The 20,040-nt window shown below is 61.7% G+C and carries 17 protein-coding genes; 8 read left to right on the top strand and 9 right to left on the bottom strand.

The window, feature by feature from the left end; translation table 11 throughout:
• Nucleotides 1–11: 11 nt before the first annotated feature.
• From AAID99_RS01235 to AAID99_RS01225, 3 genes are read left to right on the top strand one after another with little or no spacing between them, the layout of a single operon-like run.
• Nucleotides 12–605: a hypothetical protein gene (locus AAID99_RS01235; RefSeq protein WP_498492857.1), complete on the top strand. Its 594-nt coding sequence runs from the start codon at nucleotides 12–14 to the stop codon at nucleotides 603–605.
• On the top strand, nucleotides 602–1,696 hold the full coding sequence (locus AAID99_RS01230) for a sensor histidine kinase (protein ID WP_498492855.1): 1,095 nt from the start codon (nucleotides 602–604) through the stop codon (nucleotides 1,694–1,696). Before AAID99_RS01235 ends, AAID99_RS01230 begins: the two co-directional genes overlap by 4 nt.
• Entirely contained in the window at nucleotides 1,693–2,307 is a 615-nt protein-coding gene (locus AAID99_RS01225) for a response regulator (RefSeq protein WP_498492853.1), read from the top strand. Before AAID99_RS01230 ends, AAID99_RS01225 begins: the two co-directional genes overlap by 4 nt.
• Here AAID99_RS01225 and AAID99_RS01220 read toward each other — a convergent pair whose 3' ends face one another.
• The 4 genes from AAID99_RS01220 to AAID99_RS01205 are packed head-to-tail and all read right to left on the bottom strand — an operon-like array spanning nucleotide 2,308 to nucleotide 7,268.
• A complete protein-coding gene (locus AAID99_RS01220) occupies nucleotides 2,308–3,465 on the bottom strand; it encodes a glycosyltransferase family 4 protein (protein ID WP_188424832.1) in 1,158 nt (385 codons plus the stop codon).
• On the bottom strand, nucleotides 3,462–5,273 hold the full coding sequence (locus AAID99_RS01215; protein ID WP_498492851.1) for a heparinase II/III family protein: 1,812 nt from the start codon (nucleotides 5,271–5,273) through the stop codon (nucleotides 3,462–3,464). The genes AAID99_RS01220 and AAID99_RS01215 overlap by 4 nt, the downstream gene beginning before the upstream one ends.
• A gap of 26 nt (nucleotides 5,274–5,299) precedes the next feature.
• A complete protein-coding gene (gene rpe / locus AAID99_RS01210; RefSeq protein WP_188424828.1) occupies nucleotides 5,300–5,974 on the bottom strand; it encodes a ribulose-phosphate 3-epimerase in 675 nt (224 codons plus the stop codon).
• 31 nt (nucleotides 5,975–6,005) lie between these two features.
• A complete protein-coding gene (locus AAID99_RS01205) occupies nucleotides 6,006–7,268 on the bottom strand; it encodes an RsmB/NOP family class I SAM-dependent RNA methyltransferase (RefSeq protein ID WP_267310871.1) in 1,263 nt (420 codons plus the stop codon).
• Nucleotides 7,269–7,346: 78 nt separating this feature from the next.
• On the opposite strand from AAID99_RS01205, the gene AAID99_RS01200 reads away from it, so the two are divergent.
• The 5 genes from AAID99_RS01200 to AAID99_RS01180 all read left to right on the top strand — a co-directional run bounded on the left by AAID99_RS01200 (nucleotide 7,347) and on the right by AAID99_RS01180 (nucleotide 12,952).
• A complete protein-coding gene (locus tag AAID99_RS01200; protein WP_188424824.1) occupies nucleotides 7,347–8,024 on the top strand; it encodes a YggS family pyridoxal phosphate-dependent enzyme in 678 nt (225 codons plus the stop codon).
• Between the two features lie 128 nt (nucleotides 8,025–8,152).
• Nucleotides 8,153–10,141 (top strand): potassium transporter Kup, encoded by a 1,989-nt coding sequence (locus AAID99_RS01195; RefSeq protein ID WP_188424822.1) that lies wholly within the window; start codon nucleotides 8,153–8,155, stop codon nucleotides 10,139–10,141.
• Nucleotides 10,138–11,295, top strand: coding sequence for a radical SAM family heme chaperone HemW (gene hemW, locus AAID99_RS01190; protein WP_498494233.1), 1,158 nt, complete (start codon nucleotides 10,138–10,140; stop codon nucleotides 11,293–11,295). The genes AAID99_RS01195 and hemW overlap by 4 nt, the downstream gene beginning before the upstream one ends.
• A 146-nt stretch (nucleotides 11,296–11,441) precedes the next feature.
• Nucleotides 11,442–12,527, top strand: coding sequence for a nucleoside hydrolase (locus AAID99_RS01185; protein WP_498492847.1), 1,086 nt, complete (start codon nucleotides 11,442–11,444; stop codon nucleotides 12,525–12,527).
• A 2-nt stretch (nucleotides 12,528–12,529) separates the two neighbouring features.
• Nucleotides 12,530–12,952 carry a DUF1489 family protein gene (locus AAID99_RS01180; protein WP_188424817.1) on the top strand — a complete coding sequence of 141 codons (423 nt, stop codon included), beginning with the start codon at nucleotides 12,530–12,532 and terminating at the stop codon, nucleotides 12,950–12,952.
• Here AAID99_RS01180 and AAID99_RS01175 read toward each other — a convergent pair.
• The 5 genes from AAID99_RS01175 to truB form a co-directional block, all read right to left on the bottom strand.
• A complete protein-coding gene (locus AAID99_RS01175; RefSeq protein WP_498492845.1) occupies nucleotides 12,890–14,908 on the bottom strand; it encodes an FUSC family protein in 2,019 nt (672 codons plus the stop codon). The two genes, AAID99_RS01180 and AAID99_RS01175, sit on opposite strands and share 63 nt — an antisense overlap.
• 31 nt (nucleotides 14,909–14,939) lie before the next feature.
• On the bottom strand, nucleotides 14,940–16,370 hold the full coding sequence (locus AAID99_RS01170; protein WP_188424814.1) for an NAD(P)H-dependent flavin oxidoreductase: 1,431 nt from the start codon (nucleotides 16,368–16,370) through the stop codon (nucleotides 14,940–14,942).
• A gap of 59 nt (nucleotides 16,371–16,429) precedes the next feature.
• Entirely contained in the window at nucleotides 16,430–18,583 is a 2,154-nt protein-coding gene (pnp, locus tag AAID99_RS01165) for a polyribonucleotide nucleotidyltransferase (protein WP_188425376.1), read from the bottom strand.
• Nucleotides 18,584–18,830: 247 nt separating this feature from the next.
• Nucleotides 18,831–19,100: a 30S ribosomal protein S15 gene (gene rpsO, locus AAID99_RS01160; protein ID WP_127102740.1), complete on the bottom strand. Its 270-nt coding sequence runs from the start codon at nucleotides 19,098–19,100 to the stop codon at nucleotides 18,831–18,833.
• Entirely contained in the window at nucleotides 19,084–20,037 is a 954-nt protein-coding gene (gene truB / locus AAID99_RS01155; protein ID WP_498492842.1) for a tRNA pseudouridine(55) synthase TruB, read from the bottom strand. Before truB ends, rpsO begins: the two co-directional genes overlap by 17 nt.
• Between the last annotated feature and the right edge of the window lie 3 nt (nucleotides 20,038–20,040).

Genomic DNA, 20,040 nt, shown 5'->3' with positions numbered 1-20,040 from the left:
GAGACCGAAAAATGGGTGCCTTCTTCAAACGCCCGCGATACTGGCGCTATGCCCTGACCGATCTGGGCGGGCTTGCCTTTGCTGCCGCCTGGGGGATGCGGGGCCTTGCTGTGCTGCATTGGCCTCTATGGATATGTGCCACCCTTCTTGCCGCCATCACCCTTCCCCTTGCCTGGGGTTTTCTGACACGCGATATCGATCTCGGCCGGCCGGAATTTGTCATTGATCGTGTTCTTGCGGCCCGCACCAGGCGCGCGCGTGTCATACTGCTGATGACCGCGGGAACAGTGTTATCGATTTTGCATAGACCCGATCTCATGCTGCTCGTCGCGGGTCTCGTGATCGGAGCCTCCTACCTGCCATTGGGGCGGGCCATGAAAGAACCTGTTCATATCGGTACAGGCCTCGCCATTCTGCTCGTCACACTTTTTTCTCTGGCGCTCCCTCAGCCCTGGCACATGCTGGTTGCCGGACTCGGTACCGCGACATCCTGCTGGCTGGGCGCTGTACTGCGTCTCATGAACAGCCTCCCGCCCCGAGCGGTTCGGGATACAGCGCCTGAGCCCGTCCGCACAGGCGCACATGACGTACAGGTGCTTTCATGAGCGAGACGCAAGGCCTTACCCGTGCTGCGCTGGTTCGCCGCTTCAGTTTCGCCTTCTATCTTCTGCTCTATCCCCTGCCCTGGCTCGCACGGGGCACGACACCGCTCGCTGTCATCGCTTTTCTCTGCGGCGCCGGGCTCTTTATGGTCCTGCCTTTCCTGCCGGGGCGCTTTGCTCTCACGGTCGGTCTGCGGGCCGGTGTCTATGCCCTGATCGGCACTGCGCTCATTCCGTTCGGGGGATATTGGGGAATCTTCTTTATCTCGGCGGCCGCTACCTGCGGAGCCATACGCTCGCGTGTTTCCCGTTTTTGCGCCCTCGCCCCCATTCTTGCCGCTTATGGCTTCCTGAGCTGGCGTTTTGATGAGGGACTGATCGGCAGTCTGATCACTCTCATCGTGGCGCTTGGCGTTCTGACCACGACCAGACTATCGATGGATCTCCATAGACAGAACGAGGCTCTGGCGGCCGCGCAGGAGGAGATCAGGGCGCTGACACTCATGACAGAACGCGAGCGTTTCGCCCGTGATCTGCACGATACGCTCGGACACTCCCTGACCCTGATTGCCCTCAAGGCAGACCTCGCCCTGCGTTACCTCCCGGATAATCCGCAGGGGGCCGCCTGCGAACTCCATGAAATCGGCGAGAAAACGCGTCAGGCGCTTGCCGAGACGAGGCTCGCTGTCTCGGCCATACGCCTCACCAGCCTGAAGCAGGAACTGGCCGACGGCTGTCTTGCGCTCAAGGACGCTGGCATTTCTGTCGCCGTGAACGGTGACACCACATTGATGCCTCCTCGCTCGGAAGCGGTGCTGATCATGGTGCTGCGCGAAGCCTTGACCAATATCCTGCGTCATGCCGGGGCAGAGACATGCAGCATCACCTTCCGGCGCAATGCCCGCGATCAGGCAGAACTCGAAATACGCGACACCCGTTCGCGGGACGCGAGAGAGGAAATCACCCTTTCATTCCGGGAGGGGAATGGTATAACGGGCATGCGCGCGCGCCTGGTCGAGCTTGATGGCAGCCTTGTCATCACCCCTCGACGCGATGGAACGACGCTCCTTGTCACGCTAGGGAATGCTCCATGAGACAGAAGCTGCGGCTTGTTCTGGCTGAAGATCAGGTCATGCTTCTGGAGGCCTTCGCCTCCCTGCTCTCCCTGGAACCCGATTTCGAGATCGTCGGCAAAGCCGCCAACGGGCGGGACGCACTCGCGCTTGTGCAGACACTCCGCCCGGATATTCTTCTCACCGATATCGAAATGCCTGAACTCGGCGGCATCGAACTGGCGGAAAAGCTTTATACAACCAAGGCCCATACGGTCGTCGTGATCGTCACCACCTTCGCGCGTGCAGGCTATATGAAGCGAGCGCTCAATGCAGGTGTCAGAGGCTATCTCCTGAAAGACGCGCCTCTTGCCCAGCTTGCCGAAGCCTTGCGCAATGTCGGCCGCGGCGGGCGCGCCATAGACCCCACACTCGCGCAACAGGTCTGGGACGCGGCCCACGATCCGCTCAATTCCCGCGATCGGGCCATTCTGCGACTGGTCGAGTCAGGGCGTTCGAGCGAACAGATCGCAACGCTGTTCGACCTGTCGCCCGGCACACTTCGCAACTGCTTTTCAGACATCATCCAGAAGATCGGGGCCAGAAACCGTGTCGAGGCCAGCCGCATCGCCCGCCAGAATGGCTGGCTCTGATCAGCTCAGAATGGCAACCACGCGCTCAAGCACGCGCTTCTGGCCATAGAGAGCGACAGCACGCGCACGGGCTGCCTCCCCCATCGCCTGACGGCGCGACGGATCGCGAACCAGCTCCGTCAAGGCCTCTGACAGAGGCGCGGCGAGACCCGGCGGCACGAGAAGCCCGGACTCTCCCGACACAATCTGTTCGGCAGGGCCACGAATATCGGTTGCCACAACAGGCAGGCCGGTCAGCATGGCCTCAATGACCGACATCGGCAGCCCCTCGAAATGGCTTGGCAGGGTAAAGATATCGGCAGCCGCCAGCACGCGCTGCGTATCGTCGCGATAGCCCAGCAATTTGAGACGGGACCCCAGAATTTCCGTCGCACGCGCGAATTCCTGCCCCATCATGTCTCCATGATCTGAAGGCAGACGCTCACCGACGATCACGAGCACGGCGTCAGGAACGCTCTCCATGGCGCGCAGCAATTCAGGGTAGCCTTTGTGCCGAACGATACGCGACACGGCGATGATCACGACCTGATCGTCACCCAGACCGAGGGCCTGACGTATCTCCGCGCGCGCCTGGGCATCTGGCCTGTAGCGCGCCGGATCGCGCCCATTGCCAATGCCTTGCGCCCCGCGATGAATATACAGCCTTCGTGCGTCGCGCGCCTCTGCATGCGAGACGGTCATGTAGCGATCGGTAATCTGCCCGGCGGCCCATTCGAGAACAAAAGAAAGGGCGCGACGCTTGAAGGAGCCTGGCTGATTGAACAGAAAGCCGTGGCAGGTATAGGCGATGCAGGGGACGCCGCACCACCACGCCGCCACACGCGCCAGCAGCCCGCTGATGGGCATATGGCCATGAACGAGATCCGGCTGCATGCGCCGGATCAGCCGGATCAGGGCCCGAAGCGCCCGGAACTGGGCAATGGGTGAGTAGGAACGCGCCATTGGCAGCGCATGCACCACGAACCCGTCCTCACGCAGTGTCGCAAGATGCGGCCCGTCTGCACAGCCACCTTCCACATGATGCCCGGCGTCACGCAGCGCCTGCATGAGTGGATGCAGAAACTGCTTCATGGCAAAATCGACATTCGCGATTTCGAGAATGCGTTTGCTGCCCTCTCCCCCGGCACGGCTCGGAGCCCGCTTGCGGCGCCAGATCATTCCGGTACGCGCTCCATGACCCATTGCACAACCTGCCTTGCAGGTAGAGGCTCGTTCCTGTGAGGGAGCTCCGGCAATGCAGGCGCGCTGGCAGTCGTCGGAGACTGCGTATCCGCAGTCGCACCCGCGCCGGCTTCGCTTGGCTCTCCCGGCTGGGAGGAAGGCATTGTTTCGCCCTCAGGAGCCCCTTCGGTCTCCTTGGGCTCCTGCGAAGTCGATGTTGTCACTGCATCGCTACCGGTCGACACTGCCGTCACCTCGGCCGCCGGCGGACGAATGACGATCTGATGGCTTGCTACCGGCTTTTCACCCCCTGCATAGACACTCCGTTCCAGAGAGAGCACGCCCCCCTCCTGCCGGAAGCGCCAGATCATCCCGCCTGCATGCATCAGCACTTCGTCCCCATCAGGGGCGAGTTCGGCCTGAACCGAGGGGTGGAGATGAAAGCGCAGGGCAAAGGCCACCCGGCGTTCGCCATCGACACATTCCTCGCCACGAAGATCCTCTCCTGTAGGGCCGAGATAGAGCCGACGACGCCAGCTGGCGCCGAAACCGGGATACCAGCCATCATGCTGACCATCGACCCAGTGCGCACCATCCTGGCTTTGATGGGTAAGCGTTACATGGGCGGGGCGACGGGCGATCGTGCCCGCCGGGGTAAAGTCGCAGCAGGAGGTTTCCTCAACCACCAGCGAGCTATGCGCAGCCGTCTCGCGCAGCGCCTGTTTCCACATCCCGGTCGAAGCGGCACCACAATTGACTAAAAGACGCTGTCTGCCATGCGAGAACTCCAGCGCAAGCGGCGCCGCATGGGCATTGCCGTCATGGGGGGCGCCTGCAGGAGGCGCGCCATCGACGAACAGGAGCGCCTTGCCTGCTGAAATACGCCAGAACCCGCCATCAGGCATGGATGACGCCAGAAGACGCTGACGTGCCCCGTACTGGATGATCCGGTCTATCTGACGGTCATCCTGCTCCTTGCTGCCGTGAAACAACGCCAGACTGCCATCGCCATGACGCAGGGCGCGCAGAACCGGGCAGATACGGGCGAGCGCGTTCTGTACTTTTTCGGAAGGTGACAGCTGCGCCATACGCATGAACACGCTGATTTCGGCAAGCTCGCGCGCGGCTTCCATCTGCGCCTGCGGACTCCGTTCGCGCAGCGTCCCATCGGGCAGCGTCAGACGATCCAGTTCCTGATCGAGATAACGGTGAAAGCGGTGCAGAAACCCGGTCTGCGACGGGATCGCCACCGCAACAGCAAGCAGCCCCTTGAGAGCGGTCAGGTTGCGCCATCCCTGCTCGGCCAGAGGCAGCATGATGGAAATCAGGCGTCCCTCGACCAGAAGGCGATCCATCACTTTCTGACGGAAAGCCTCGCTTGCGGAAGATGCAAAGAAATCGAAATGACCGAGCCAGGAGGCCAGTCGCGCCCCTGTTGCAGGGGCATTGAGCACCAGCGGGTCGATGGGTGGCTGATCGAGCCAGCTGCCGACGATCGAGCGGGCATAGAGACGGGCTTCGTCGCTGCCGAGTGCGCGCAGATCGCGCAGCCAGGTGAAGCCCTGAAGCCATTCGCGTGTGACAGGGGCCAGATCGGCATATTCCCAGTCATGCGCACGCAGGGGAATGTTGCGGCCTTCGAAACGGGCCGCACCGCTCACCAGCAGCGCACCATGGTCAGGATTGCCCGGCCAGATATCGCGTATCGCATGAACGGGACGATCGGGCGCACGGGCGATGCCCGGCACGCTCGATGGAAGCCGGGCTAATGAAAGACGAGCTTCACGCGCCCAGCGTCCGAACATGCCGGTAGGTTCCCTCGGTCAGAAGATCAGGACAGGCTCCCCGCCTGTCTCAAAGAGTTGATTGCAGCAGCATAATCATCCTGACCGTAGATGGAAGTCCCTGCGACCATCATATCGGCACCGGCGCCCGTTGCGAGCGACGCCGTGGTAAGGTCGATCCCCCCATCCACGCCGATGCGGATATCACGGCCCGTCGCATCGGCCATCTGGCGCAGCTTGCGGATCTTGGGCACCTGGCTCTCGAGGAATTTCTGCCCGCCAAAGCCCGGATTGACCGTCATCACCAGAATGATGTCGACCAGATCGAGCACATATTCGAGCGCCTCGGGCGGCGTGCCGGGGCAGATGGCAATGCCCGGCTTCTTGCCGAGCGCACGGATATGCTGAAGCGTGCGATGCACATGCGGATTGTTTTCCACATGAACATGGATATGGTCTGCCCCGGCCTTGGCAAAGGCCTCGATGAACGCATCGGCGGGCTCGATCATGAGATGCACGTCGAAGGGCTTGTCCGTTCGGTTGCGCAGGGCGGCAACCATGCCGGGGCCGAAGGTCATGTTCGGTACGAAATGCCCATCCATGACATCGAGATGCAGCCAGTCGGCCCCATCACGCACCACGGCCTCGACCTCTGCACCCATGCACGCAAAATCGGCACTGAGAATGCTCGGGGCAATCAGGGGGGTTTTCAGCTGGGGCATTATCCTACCTTTTTTCTAACGCAGATCTGTTTCAGGTGCTTTTGCGCAGCCTTGCCGCGAAAAATCCATCCATCCCGCCATGCTCGGCCCACATGCCGGGATGTGTACGGAATGTTCCCTGTTTCGTCAGGGCTTCGGGCATGGAGGCGAGGTCTTCCGCTGTGAAAGGCTCCAGCACCCAGCCACGCTTGAGAGCTGCGGCGACGCGCTGCGGGCCTTCCTCATCCTGAAGCGAACAGACGGCATAAAGCAGCACACCGCCGGGCTTGAGCATGGCTCCCGCTGCGTCGATCAGACGGTCCTGATCCTTGGCCAGAGCCAGCACATCACGCGGGCGCTTGACCCAGAGCACATCGGGGTGACGGCGCAGCGTGCCGGTGGCAGAGCACGGCGCATCGAGCAGGACAGCATCGACCTTTTCTTCAGGCTGCCAGACGAGCGCATCGGCAATAACGACCTTCGCGTCCAGCCCTAGCCGGTCGAGATTCTGTTTCAGACGCTTCGCCCGCGTTTCTTCGCGTTCGACCGCAATAACCTCGGCGCCTGCCACAGCCAGCTGGGCCGTCTTGCCGCCCGGTGCCGCACAGAGATCGATCACGCTCTGGCCGGGCTGAATGTTCAGCAGACGCGCCGGCATGGTGGCAGCGGCATCCTGCACCCAGAAAGCGCCCTCGTCGAAGCCCTCCAGTTCGGTCACGCGCGTACCTGGCGCGAAACGTAGGCTGCCATTGGGCATGACCTCACCGCCCTCGGGAGCGGCAGCGCCGGGGCGAAGGGTCAGATCGATGGGTGCCTCACGGTGCAGGCCTGCCGCGATATCGCGCGCGCGCTTGTCCCATGCGGTCCAGAGCCAGGCAGGCACGTCCAGACGATCGGCATCAAGTCCTTCCGCCAGTTCATCGCCATCACGCGCGACACGGCGCAGAACGGCATTGGCAAGCCCTGCAAAGGGCGCCAGCCCGCGGCGGCGCAGCAGCGAGACGATGGTGCCGACAGCGGCATGAGGCGGGGTTTCGAGATGACGAAGCTGTGCCACCCCCATGAGCAACGCGCAGCGTACGGGCGCAGGCGGCTCGCGTCGCAGCAGCGGCTGAAGCAGCTCGGTCATGCTGCCCATATGGCGCAGAACGGTAGCCGCCAGACGATGCGCGCTGGCGCGGTCGCGCGGATCGGTCAGCGCGCTGCGGTCGAGCGTCGTCTCCAGCATGCGTCGATGCTCGACGACACCGCAGAGAATATCGAAGGCCAGATCGCGTGTCGGATCGGCGGGAATCTGTGAAGGTGCTTTGGACATTGCCTTGCCAATGGCATTTCGCGAAGCGGCGCGCTACCCCTTCCTGCATCCGAACAGCAACAACTTACGGAACCGGCCATGTCAAACGACACGCTTTCTTCCCGTCTCGATCAGATCCGCGCCCGTATCGGGCATGAATGCGTGCGCGTCGGACGCCCGGCAGAAGCCGTCAGGCTGGTCGCGGTCAGCAAGTTTCACCCGGCCTCTGCCGTCGAGGAAGCCCTGACAGCCGGGCAGAGGATCTTTGGCGAAAACCGTGTGCAGGAAGCCAGGGAAAAATTTCCGGCCCTGCGCGAACACTGGCCCGATCTGAAGCTGCACATCATCGGCAGCCTGCAGACGAACAAGGCACTGGAGGCCTGTCGTCTCGCCGATGTCATCGAGTCCGTCGATCGCCCCGGTCTGGTCGATGCGCTGTCACGCGCTGCTGACCGCCTCGGGCAGCTGCCTGATCTGTTCGTTCAGGTGAATACGGGCGACGAGCCGCAGAAATCTGGCGTGCCTCGCCACGAGGCTTCGCAGTTCATCACCCTTTGCAAGACCCGTTTCGGCGACTCCCTGAAAGGCGTGATGTGCATTCCGCCTGAAGAGGAAGATCCGGCGCCCCATTTCGCTTTTCTGGCGCAGCTCGCACATGAACATGAATTAATCGAATGTTCGATGGGGATGTCTGCCGACTTCGAAACGGCCATCGCGCACGGGGCCACGCTCGTCCGTGTCGGCACCGCCATCTTCGGCACCCGTCCCAAACCCTGATTTCACAAAAGCCACTGCGATAGCGTGCTTGCGGTCGCCGGAAAAACCATCGTATGGCAGGCCTTATGTCAGTGATCGCTCACATCTATGTGTGCGACGCAGCGTGCTTGCCATGAGTTGGAACAGAAATGACAGACAGGCCTGACGGATTGCCAGGTTCGACAAACGCCGCAGCACCAGCCAGTGCGAAGACGGCGACCGACGGACACGGCTCAATCCGTGAGTTCGGTGCGACTGAAGATCTGCACAAGAAGGCACCGGTCGGCCTCGCGGGGCTTCTGGGTGTGCTGGGCGTCGTCTATGGCGATATCGGCACGAGCCCGCTCTACGCCTTTCAGGCCTCGGTCCAGATCGTCGGTTCCATTCGTCACCCGGCAGAAAGCTGGGAGATCATGGGCATTGAAAGCCTGATCTTCTGGGCGTTGATGCTGGTTGTGACGATCAAATACGTCATGCTGGTGATGCGGGCCGATCATGATGGCGAGGGCGGAATTATCGCCCTCATGTCACTGGCCCAGCGCGTCTGCAAATCACCGAAATTCCGATGGATCTTCGGCATTGTCGGCATCGGCGGCGCCTGCCTGTTCTTCGGTGACGGCATCATCACCCCTGCCGTTTCGGTGCTTTCAGCCATCGAGGGCATCGAGGTCTCTGTGCCCTCGGCCTCGCATATCATCATCCCGGTGGCGATCATCATCCTGATCGCGCTTTTCAGCGCGCAGGCTCTTGGCACAGGCAAGATCGGCCGCGCGTTTGGCCCCATCATGATGGTGTGGTTCCTGACGCTGGCAGTGATGGGCATTCACTCCATCATGCAGACACCCGGCATTCTCATGGCCCTCTCGCCCTATTATGCCGCGCAGTTTGTCTTCTATCACGGCTGGCTTGCCTTCATCGCGCTTGGCTCGGTCGTGCTCTCCGTGACAGGTGCCGAGGCACTCTACGCCGATATGGGGCATTTCGGCCGTGCCCCGATCCGTTATGCCTGGCTGTTCTTCGTCCTGCCTTCACTGACGCTCAACTATCTCGGTCAGGGCGCATTGCTGCTTCGCAACCCGGCCGCGCTGCAGAACCCGTTCTATCATCTGGCCCCCGGCTGGGCGCAGATCCCGCTTCTGCTGCTTGCCACCATGGCAACAGTCATTGCGAGCCAGGCCGGTATCTCCGGCGGGTTCTCTCTCTGCCGCCAGCTCATTCAGCTCGGGTATCTGCCGCGCATGCGCATCATGCACACCAATGCAGAAGAAGAAGCGCAGATCTATCTGCCCGTCTTCAACTGGGTGCTGGCTCTGGGCTCGATCCTGCTGGTGCTCTCCTTCCGCTCGTCCTCGGCTCTGGCCGCGGCTTACGGCATTGCTGTGACCGGCACCTTCATGTGCACCGCCGTGCTGGCGATGGTCGTGTTCCGCCGCGTGTTCAACTGGAGCGTGCCGCTGGCCGGTCTCGTCTTCGGGTTCTTCCTGATCAGTGACGGCACGTTCTTTGCAGCCAATGTGCTGAAAATTCCCGATGGGGGCTGGGTGCCGCTCGCGATCGGTGTGTCGGCAACGATCCTCATGACAACATGGGCGCGTGGCCGCAGCCTTATCCGCGCCCGTCAGGCAGCGGACTCATTGCCCATGGCGTCGTTCCTCGCGCGACTGCCGCAATCGCGCACCGTGCGTGTGCCGGGAATGGCCGTGTTCCTGACCGCCAATCCCGACACGGTGCCGACCTGCCTGCTGCATAATCTCAAGCACAACAAGGTGCTGCATGATCATGTGCTGTTCGTCACCGTGCAGAACCTCGACCAGCCGGAAGCAGAGCGCGGCCATCGCGCCATGGTGCAGGAACTTGCACCGAACATCTATCGGGTGATCGTGCGCTACGGCTTCATGGAAATGCCCAACCTGCCCAAGGCACTCGAAGAGCTGAATGCCGCCGGGGTCGAGTTCGATGCCATACAGGCCTCCTATTTCGTCTCCCGTGAGCTGGTGGTGCGCTCTACCCTGTCCAAACTCTCGATCTGGCGCATGTGGCTGTTCCTGCTGATGGTGCGTAATGCCACCCCCAGCACCGAGTTCTTCCGCATTCCGCCAGACCGCGTGGTCGAGCTGGGCGTGAGGATCGCAATCTGAGCGACCCCACCCCGCTCTCGCTTTATGTGCATTGGCCATTCTGTCTGGCGAAATGCCCCTATTGCGACTTCAACTCCCATGTGCGGGACGAGATTCCCCATCAGCGCTTCACGACAGCGCTGAGGCAGGAGCTCGCCTCTGACGCCGCCCGCACGGGGCGGCGGGCCTTGCGCTCGATCTTTTTCGGTGGGGGTACCCCCTCCCTGATGCAGCCCGAGACCGTGGCGTTGCTGATCGAGGATGCACGCCAGCATTTCGACGCGCCCGAGGATCTTGAAATCACGCTCGAGGCCAATCCCACCAGCGTCGAGCGCGGCAAGCTCGCCGCGTTTCGTGAGGCCGGCGTCAATCGTGTCTCTCTGGGCATACAAAGTCTGGATGAGACAGATCTGCGTTTTCTGGGGCGCGAGCATTCGGCTTCCCAGGCCATTGCCGCGCTCGAAACCGCACGCACCCTGTTTCCCCGGCTGTCTTTTGACCTCATCTATGCGCGCCCCGGCCAGACACTGAGCGCATGGGAGGCCGAATTGCGTCGGGCGCTCGATCTCGCCTCCGATCATCTCTCGCTCTATCAGCTGACCATCGAGCAGGGAACGAAGTTTGAAGGGCTTTACCGGCAAGGGCGTTTCGTCCTGCCTGAAGAAGACGATGCAGCCCTTCTTTACGAAAAGACCGCCGAGATTGCCGGCCTCTACGGGCTGCAGGATTACGAAATCTCGAACTACGCCCGCCCCGGCGCGGAGAGCCGTCACAACCTGACCTACTGGCGCTATCAGGATTATATCGGCATTGGCCCGGGTGCCCATGGGCGCCTGACACTTGATGGCGCGCTTATGGCCACACGCCGCCACAGGGCGCCGGAAATCTGGGCGGATCGGGTAGAGCAGCGCGGGAGCGGCTCAACCGATGAAACCCCGCTTTCCTCCGAAGAGCGAGGACGCGAAGCCCTGCTGATGGGCCTGCGCCTGCGTGAAGGGATTGCGCTTGACTGGTTCGAAAAGCGTACTGGCCGCAGGATGCAGGATTGCGTCGATGCACGCATTCTCGAAGGCGCGCTGGAGGAAGACTATCTGACGCTCACCGAACAGCGCCTGATTGCGACCGATGAAGGGCGTATCAGGCTTGAAGCCCTACTCGGGGCACTCGTCCTCTAGGGCGACGACCGCCCTGAACGACGCAGCGTTTGTTTTTCCGCAAGGCTGCGGCCCAAAGGCGCAAACGCCTGCTTCCCTTGCGACACCGATCAGCTAGAAACGAGTAACGGGGGAACCCTTCCCCCTTCTCGGAGTAAGAGCTTTCCATGCGTCGTTTCCTTGCCAGTCTGGCTCTTGCCGCCCTTACGATCGGTTCAGCCCATGCCGGGGCTTCTTCAGGACCGGAACTCGTCATTGCCGATAATGACTATCTCGGCCCAGGTGGCTCAAACATCCAATCCGTCATCCCGCTGCTGAACAACCCGAAACTCCGGGTGCTCGGCCTGACAGTGGTGGCGGGTGATGACTGGGAGAATGCCGAGAGCGCGCGCATCCGTCGTTTCCTCGAGATTTCCGGCCATCACGATGTGCCGGTATTCGACGGGGCGACTCAGCCTCTGGTCAATACAGTGGCCCTTACCCGCCTGCGCGAGCAGCAATTCGGCACCCTTCCCTGGAAAGGGGCCTGGGGCGGCCTGGGTTCGATGAGCAATACGCCTGACACGCAACCCGCCGTCGCCACAACGCCCGATGGTGCCCCCACGCTCCAGCCGCAGGGTATTCCGGCCGCCCTGTTCATGATCCAGCAGGTTCATGCCCATCCGCATGAGGTGACGATTATTGAAGCGGGGCCAATGACCAATCTCGCACTCGCCATCAGGCTCGACCCGAGCTTTGCCAGCACGGCCAAGCAGCTCGTCTTCATGGGCGGGTATCTTGATCTGTCGATGATGTCCGTCACGGGAAATGCCGATAACGGCTCGGATTTCAACCTGATCTTCGATCCGGAAGCGGCGCATATCACCCTCACCGCACCCTGGCCACGCATCACTTCGGTGGCCAATGTCTCCAACGATGTCGTGCTGTCGAAAGACGAAGTCGCCGCTATCGCACACAACCACAAGACGCCGGTCACCGATTATCTGGTGAAATACAACGTGCCGCTTGCGATGTGGGACGAGGTCACGAGCGCCATTGTGGCCGATCCGGCACTCGTGACCAAGGCACAGGATGCCTACATGGATGTCGAGATCAGCAAGGGCATCGGCTATGGCCATGCCTATGTCTGGCCCGACTCCCTCGCCCCCAGGGGGATGGGCGTGCGCAAGGTGCGTATCATCCAGGCCATCGACACCGCCCGGTTCAAGAAAGACTATGCCGACTGGGCGCAGGGCTTCATGGGTAAGCACTGATATTGCTCAACATGATCAAACTGGTGGTTGGATGCACCACACTCGATGAACTTGCCGCCTGGATGCAGCGCGGCGAGCGCGTCGAGGGATATGGCGTGATCCGTACCCGCACCATGCCGAAACAGGCCGATGAGATCAGCGGACAGGGCTCGCTCTATCGTGTCATGGGTGGGCTTGTTCTGTGCCGTCAGCCCATCGTCGGGTTTCGCCCCTTCACCAGACCCGATGGGCAGCTCGGCACGCATATCCTGGTAACAGACGACATCATCCCCGTGCATCCACGGGCCATGCGTCCGTTTCAGGGCTGGCGCTACCTCAAGCCGGAGGACGCCCCACCCGATCTGGGCGGTGGGAGCGCCGTCTCAGGTATCGAGGATCTGCCGCCCGCCCTGCGTCGCAGCCTCTCGGAACTCTGCCTGATCTGAAGCGGGGTGGCGGCGCGCCAGACGCAGAAGCAGCGCCTCGTCACGCAACAGAGAGATGATTTCCGGCAGGGCCTCGCCTCTGGTGAGCGCCTCGCTCCATCCTTCGAAACGGGCCGCCTCGTCTGCATTCGGATCCCGAAGGCCATTCTGCATATCGAAGCGGTAAAGCGTCATCTCGCCACTCAGCCGACGCAACGCTTTCAGCGTTTCCTGACGAATCAGAAAATCGCCGTCATGCAGCTGCACGGCCAACCCGCCGAAAAGTGGCAGCCCCCCGCGTGAGAATTCGGCCGCAATCGTGGTCATGCCTGCCTCACGCTGCGCCTTGTCCGTCTCACCCGGCAGACGGTCGCCGTGCAGAACAAGGCTCGCATAGCGGAAATTCGCCTCAATGGCGCGCTTCACCAGCCCGTCACGATCGGCATCGCTGCGCTGAGGCCAGAGCAGCAGCACACAGAACAGGGCGATACCGCTGCCGATCAGATTATCCAGCACTCTCGCCCAGATAATGCCGCCCCCCGGCATCACGGCCTCGGCAATCACCACGACAAGGCCGGTCAGGAAAAACACCAGCATGGTGTAATTGACCGCCCTCGTGGCGATGGCGGCGAGCGACATGAAGACTGCGACGACCAGAAGGGCCGATTTGCCTGGCAGGACCAGTGCACAAAGCGCGGCCAGAAGACTGCCGCCGACACTGCCGATCACACGCTCGACGCTGCGCACCAGCGTGACATTGCCTGCGGGCTGCATCACGAGCAGGGCGGCGATCAACGCCCAGTAGGAAAATCCCTCCCCCCCGTAGAGACAGACGATCTGCGTCAGGGTCAAGGCGAGGGAAAGACGACAGGCATGACGCCATATCGCAGGTGTAAGCACTCTCAGAGCAGCGCCCTGCGCTGCCTCCGCCTCCTGATGGCGGCGCGAGAACGCCGCGATCATGCGCTCGAACGCCTCGGCACAGGCGATAATCGGCATGGCATGTACCACGCCCCCGATACGCGCCTTGCGATCCAATGTCTGGGCCAGCTGCCCGAGAATTCTGAAATCGGGTTCGGGTCGGGCCGCCTGACGCATGCATTCATGGCAGGCCATCCCGAGACGAGCGAGCAGATTGCGCAACTCAGGCGCGAGAGGCCCGGCCTCTGCCTGGTGTTCAAGCGCCAGAAGCGCCGTAAAGACACGCTCGGCGGCCGTCAGGGCTGCTTCCATGCGGCGCCTGAGCCGGAAATTGCCGTGTCGTGCATCGAGCACCGTCAGCAATCCACGGGCACGCTCGATGGCGTTGCGCGCTGCCTGGCGATGCACCGTTTCACGCAGCCGCCCCGCTGCAAGCTCACGTGCCATCAGGTCGAGGATATAATAGGTTGCGGCAATGCTGCGCCGTGCAGGCGCATAGGGCTGCTGCCGCCACAGTACGAGGCAGAACAGCGTGGCAAGAGCGCCGCCTGCAAAGAACAGACCGGCTATCTCGGCAGCCCTCACCGGCGCAGAGGGGAATCCCGTCGCCGCGACAGCAGCGCAGCCCGCCAGTACCCAGAGCTGCATGACCGCAGGAGAAAAGACGCGCGCCAGCCCGCAGCCCAGACCAATCAGAGCCACCAGGGGCAAGGTCGCAAGAGAGCCGAAGACGCTCAGGGCGGAGACAATGAAAACCAGCGCCGTCCCGGCAAGCGTGAACCCACCGAGAACCTGAAAACGTTCGCGGTCGGGACCGCCCGGATCGATCAGACAGGCCCAGAAACAGGCGAAGGCGATCCAGGCCAGGACGGGCTGGTCGAAGAACAGTGACGGCGCCAGCGCCAGCGCCGTAACAAGAGCCGCACGTCCTCCCTCATACAGGCTGAGCTGTTCGGGGGAGAGCGTGATAGCATAACGCGCAAGATGATTGGTAGCGGAGGTAATCAGAGAAGCAAAAGGGCGAGAGGCAGAAAGACGGGAATGCGTCTTCATCATGCCGCAACGCTCCTTTGCAAAAAGGGGGCGCTCAGCGCCCCGTCATGATCTGCTCGACCAGTTGTCTGACTGTCGGCGTGAAGCCAGCAGCATAAAACGGATCGCTTCCGAAACGCCATGCATTGGTGCCACCAAACATCAGGTTATTATCAACAACCTGATCGGCCAGTGCCTGACCGGCACTGTCATCGACATGCGCGATGTCCTGCAGGCTCTTCTGAATACAGAAGGAACGCGGGTCAGCTTTGGCACCATTGGTGTAATTCGGCCCGCGCTGGCTCCAGTTGGAGAAGCGGCATTCAGACAGGCAGCCCATGCAGGCAACCTGCTCGGCCACGATCACGCGGCTCTCTTCCGGGGTCACGAACACGAGGGTCGAGTCCGGCGTGCGCATGGCCTCGGTATAACCTGCGGCCTCCCAGGCCAGAACATGAGCGCGATCGGCTGCGGTCATGAACACCTCGCGCTTGCGCGCACCGATGCCATGGGGCGTGTCGTGCTCACCCACCGGCTCGCTGCTATACGCCACCTGGCGTTCCGAGCGGCCACGCAGATTCATCATGAAGCTGTTATTCACCGCCGAGGAATAGAACCCCGTTGGCGAGAAGCGATTGAGATAGACATCGCCTTCATGCAGCTGGCGCAGGCGGCGTTTCCAGGCATCCGGAATCGGGCTTTCCTGCGTCAGAAGCGGTCGTGTGCCGAACTGGAACACGATCGGGCCGATTTCCGGATTATTGAACCAGTGCGCCCATTCCTCGAGCCACCACACGCCGCCGGCCATGATGATCGGCACGGTTTCGAGACCGAACTGGTTCATCGCCTTGCGCAGCGCAGCAACGCGCGGATACGGATCTTCCGGGTGCAGCGGGTTTTCGGTGTTCGACAACCCGTTATGCCCACCGGCACGCCACGGATCTTCATAAACGACCGCGCCCAGAAGCTCGGCCGTCTTGTGATAGGCGCGCTTCCACAGCGCGTTGAAGGCACGCGCGGAGGAGACGATCGGATAGTAATGAACGTTATGACGCGCCGCGATTTCGGAAAGACGATAGGGCATGCCTGCGCCGCAGGTGAGACCGTCGATCAGTCCGGGAGCCTGTTCGAGAATGCCCTCGATCACCAACTCGGCGCCACCCATCTCCCAAAGAAGATTGGCGTTGATCATGCCGTTGCTGCCTGCGATCTCGCGGGCAATCCTGACCTGGGTGATACCGCCTTCGATGGCGTAGCGAATCAGCTCTTCATGCCGTTCGCGCCGCGTGCGGCCTGAATAGGTCTGCGGAATGCGGTTGCCATCTTTATCATAACTGTCGGCATTGACGGCAGAAACGGTGCCTACGCCACCAGCGGCGGCCCAATGCCCGGCAGAAATACCAGTCGAGACCGAAACGCCCTTCCCACCTTCAACAAGGGGAAGAACATCCCGGCCAGCCATGCGGACGGTATCAATCGACATCATAATCTATGTTGTACTCCGAGTGGGGCGGCTTTTGCACCGCCCCCTCATGAAACGGCAGGTCAGTCAGCGTCACGCTGTCTGGACGGACGGGACGGCTTTGCGCCGACGCTTTCCGAGATATCGGCGCCCGTCTGCTGGTCGACGACACGCATCGAGAGCTTTACCTTGCCGCGGTCGTCGAAGCCGACAACCTTCACCTTCACGGCGTCACCCTGCTTGACGACATCCGTGGTCTTGGCCACGCGGGCATCGCTCAGCTCGGAGATATGCACCAGACCGTCGCGCGGGCCGAGGAAGTTCACGAACGCGCCGAAATCGGCGGTCTTGACGACCTTGCCATCGTAGATGCGACCGATTTCCGGCTCTGCCACGATACCTTCGATGCGCGAGATGGCCTTCTGGGCCTGCTCGTCATTCGAGGCCGCGATGGTGATCACGCCTTCGTCGTTGATATCAACCTTGGCACCCGAGAACTCGACGATCTCGCGAATGACCTTGCCACCCGAACCGATCACATCGCGGATCTTTTCCTTGGCGATGGTCATGGTCGTGATCTTCGGCGCATTGCGCGACACGCCTTCACGGCCTTCGTCGATCGCCTTCGCCATTTCGCCGAGGATGTGCAGACGGCCATCACGGGCCTGCTCGAGCGCAACCTTCATGATTTCAGGCGTGATCGAGGTGATCTTGATGTCCATCTGAAGCGCGGTGATGCCCGCTTCCGTACCGGCCACCTTGAAATCCATGTCGCCGAGATGATCTTCGTCGCCGAGAATGTCGGAAAGAACGGCGTAGCCGCGATCTTCCTTGATCAGACCCATGGCGATACCGGCAACAGGGCGCGGCAGCGGCACGCCGGCATCCATGAGGGCCAGAGACGAGCCGCAGACGGTTGCCATCGACGAAGAGCCGTTGCTCTCGGTGATTTCAGACACGATACGCACGGTGTACGGGAAACGGTCCTTGCCCGGCAGCAGCGGGTGAAGAGCGCGCCAGGCCAGCTTGCCATGACCGATTTCACGACGGCCCGGGCTGCCCATGCGACCACACTCACCGACCGAATAGGGAGGGAAGTTGTAGTGCAGCATGAAGTTGGAGCGGTATTCGCCCTCAAGCGCATCAATGATCTGCTCGTCCTGCGTCGTGCCGAGCGTGGCAACGACCAGAGCCTGCGTCTCACCACGGGTGAACAGCGCGGAACCATGAGCGCGCGGCAGGATGCCGACTTCGGACACGATCGGACGGACCGTCTTGGTGTCGCGACCATCGATACGCTGGCCGGTCTTCAGAATGGCGCCACGAACGACCTGAGCCTCGAGCTCCTTGAGCATCGGCTTGGCAGAATCGACGTCGAGACCTTCTTCAAGAAGCCCTTCGATGATGCGCCCCTTGGCGATGGCGATCTTCTCGTAACGCGCCTGCTTTGCCTTTTCCTTGTAGGCATCGGCCATGAGCTTGGTGCCGATCTTTTCCACGCGCTTGCGCAGAGCGATCTGCTCCTTGGTCGGGCCTTCGAGATTCCAGGGCTGCTTTGCAGCATGCTCGGCAAGATCGATGATCGCATCGATAACCGGCTGGAATGCGGCATGACCGGCGGTGACGGCGTCGAGCATCACTTCTTCCGAAAGCTCGGAAGCCTCGGATTCAACCATCAGCACGCCTTCGGTCGTACCGGCAACAACCAGGTCGAGGGCGCTTTCCTTCATCTCGGCAACGGTCGGGTTGATGACCGTACGACCGTCGATGATGCCAACGCGAGCAACGCCGACCGGACCATAGAAAGGAATACCAGAAAGCGTCAGGGCAGCCGAGCAGCCGATGAGCGCGACCAGACCGGGGTCGTTCTCCATGTCATGGCTGAGAACAGTCGCCGTGACCTGCACTTCGTTGCGGAAGTTATCCGGGAAGAGCGGACGGATCGGACGGTCGATCAGACGCGAAATCAGGGTTTCGCTCTCGGAAGGACGCCCTTCGCGCTTGAAGAAGCCACCTGGGATACGGCCAGCTGCGTAAGCCTTTTCCTGATAGTTGACCGTCAGCGGGAAGAAGTCCTGACCCGGCTTGACACTCTTTGCGCCAACGGCCGTGCAAAGCACAACCGTGTCGCCGTAGGTCACGACAACAGCACCGTCAGCCTGACGGGCAATCTTGCCGGTTTCGATGACGAGCGGGCGGCCTGCCCAGTCGATTTCCTTGCGGAAGTAGTTGAACATCATTCAGTCCTGAGAATGCGGCTTGTCACCGGGAACGGGGAGAAGGAGGGAACGGGCCCTGACTGGCTGGCAGCGTTTCGGACGGCATGGCAAGAACGACCGGGATCGGACCGGCATGTCACCATGTGGCCTGAAACGCCGAAGGCCGGTTCTGTCTCCAGCTTCAACGTTCAAAGGCGCAGCCTGTTGGCCCGCCGCCAGAAGGACGGCGGGCAGTGGCGGAGACGAGGCGCTCCGCCCGAGCATGTTAGCGGCGCAGGCCGAGACGCTCGATAAGGGTCTGGTAGCGGCCCTGGTCCTTGCGCTTGAGGTAGTCAAGCAGGCCACGACGCTGACCGACGAGCATCAGGAGACCACGACGGGAGTGGAAGTCCTTCTTGTGCGTCTGCAGATGGCCCGTCAGGTTGACGATGCGCTCGCTCAGCAGGGCAACCTGGACTTCCGGTGACCCGGTATCGGTCGGATTGGTCTTGTATTCTTCGATAAGCGCCGTGCGGCGTTCAGCTGTAATCGACATCTCTGTCTCCGTATTTAAACGACTCGAATATCCGTATCGGCTTGAGACGGCCCTCCTGGACGCGGCACAACCCGACAAGACACCCCCCCTCCTGGGCCTGCAGAATGTCGCCATCCTGCATTGTCAGCATCAGATCGAGGCGGTCTGTCAGAGCGAGGCTCTGACCGAAGCGCAAGGCCTGTGCTTCTGCGTCGGTCACGGCCAGAGCCGGGATGTCGGCCAGCGCGGTCGAGACCGGGCGCAGAAACGCTGAAAGTGCATCGGCCTTGTCGTCATTTTGGATCAGCTTGTCCAGTGTTATCGCATGTTTCTCCTCGAACGGACCGCATTTGGTCCGACGCAGGACAGCGATATGCCCGACAGTTCCACAGGCCAGGGCAATGTCTCGGGCGAGGCTGCGCATATAGACGCCCTTGCCCGATTGAACCTCGAAAATCGCGTGATCGCGATCAGGGCGTTCGACCAGAACGATGGAGTCAACACGCGCCGGGCGCGGGGGCAGTTCGGGCGGTTTGCCAGCACGGGCGAGATCATAGGAGCGCTCACCATCGACCTTCAACGCCGAATAGACAGGTGGGACCTGCATGATGTCACCCGTCAGCGCCGGGAGCGCCGCGCGCAGTTCCTCATCCGATGGACGGTGTGCGCTCGTGGCAACCACCTCCCCTTCACGATCGTCCGTCGTGCGGGATTCGCCCAGGAAAAGCGTGAAGCTATAACGCTTGGTCGCATCCATGATGTAGGGAATTGTCTTGGTGGCCTGACCGAAAGCAACAGGCAGAATACCCGTCGCGAGGGGGTCGAGTGTGCCACCATGACCGGCCTTCTTCGCATCGAACAGGCGACGCGCCTTGTTCACGACATCGGTGGAGCCGATATGCAGGCCCTTATCGACGACCAGCCAGCCGTCGATATCCTGCCCTTTCTTGCGTCCCATGAT

This window comes from Asaia sp. Ae19-3 (assembly GCF_059801175.1).
Note: the sequence above shows the minus strand (reverse complement) of the source record. Positions and strands in the feature narration are given on the sequence as shown.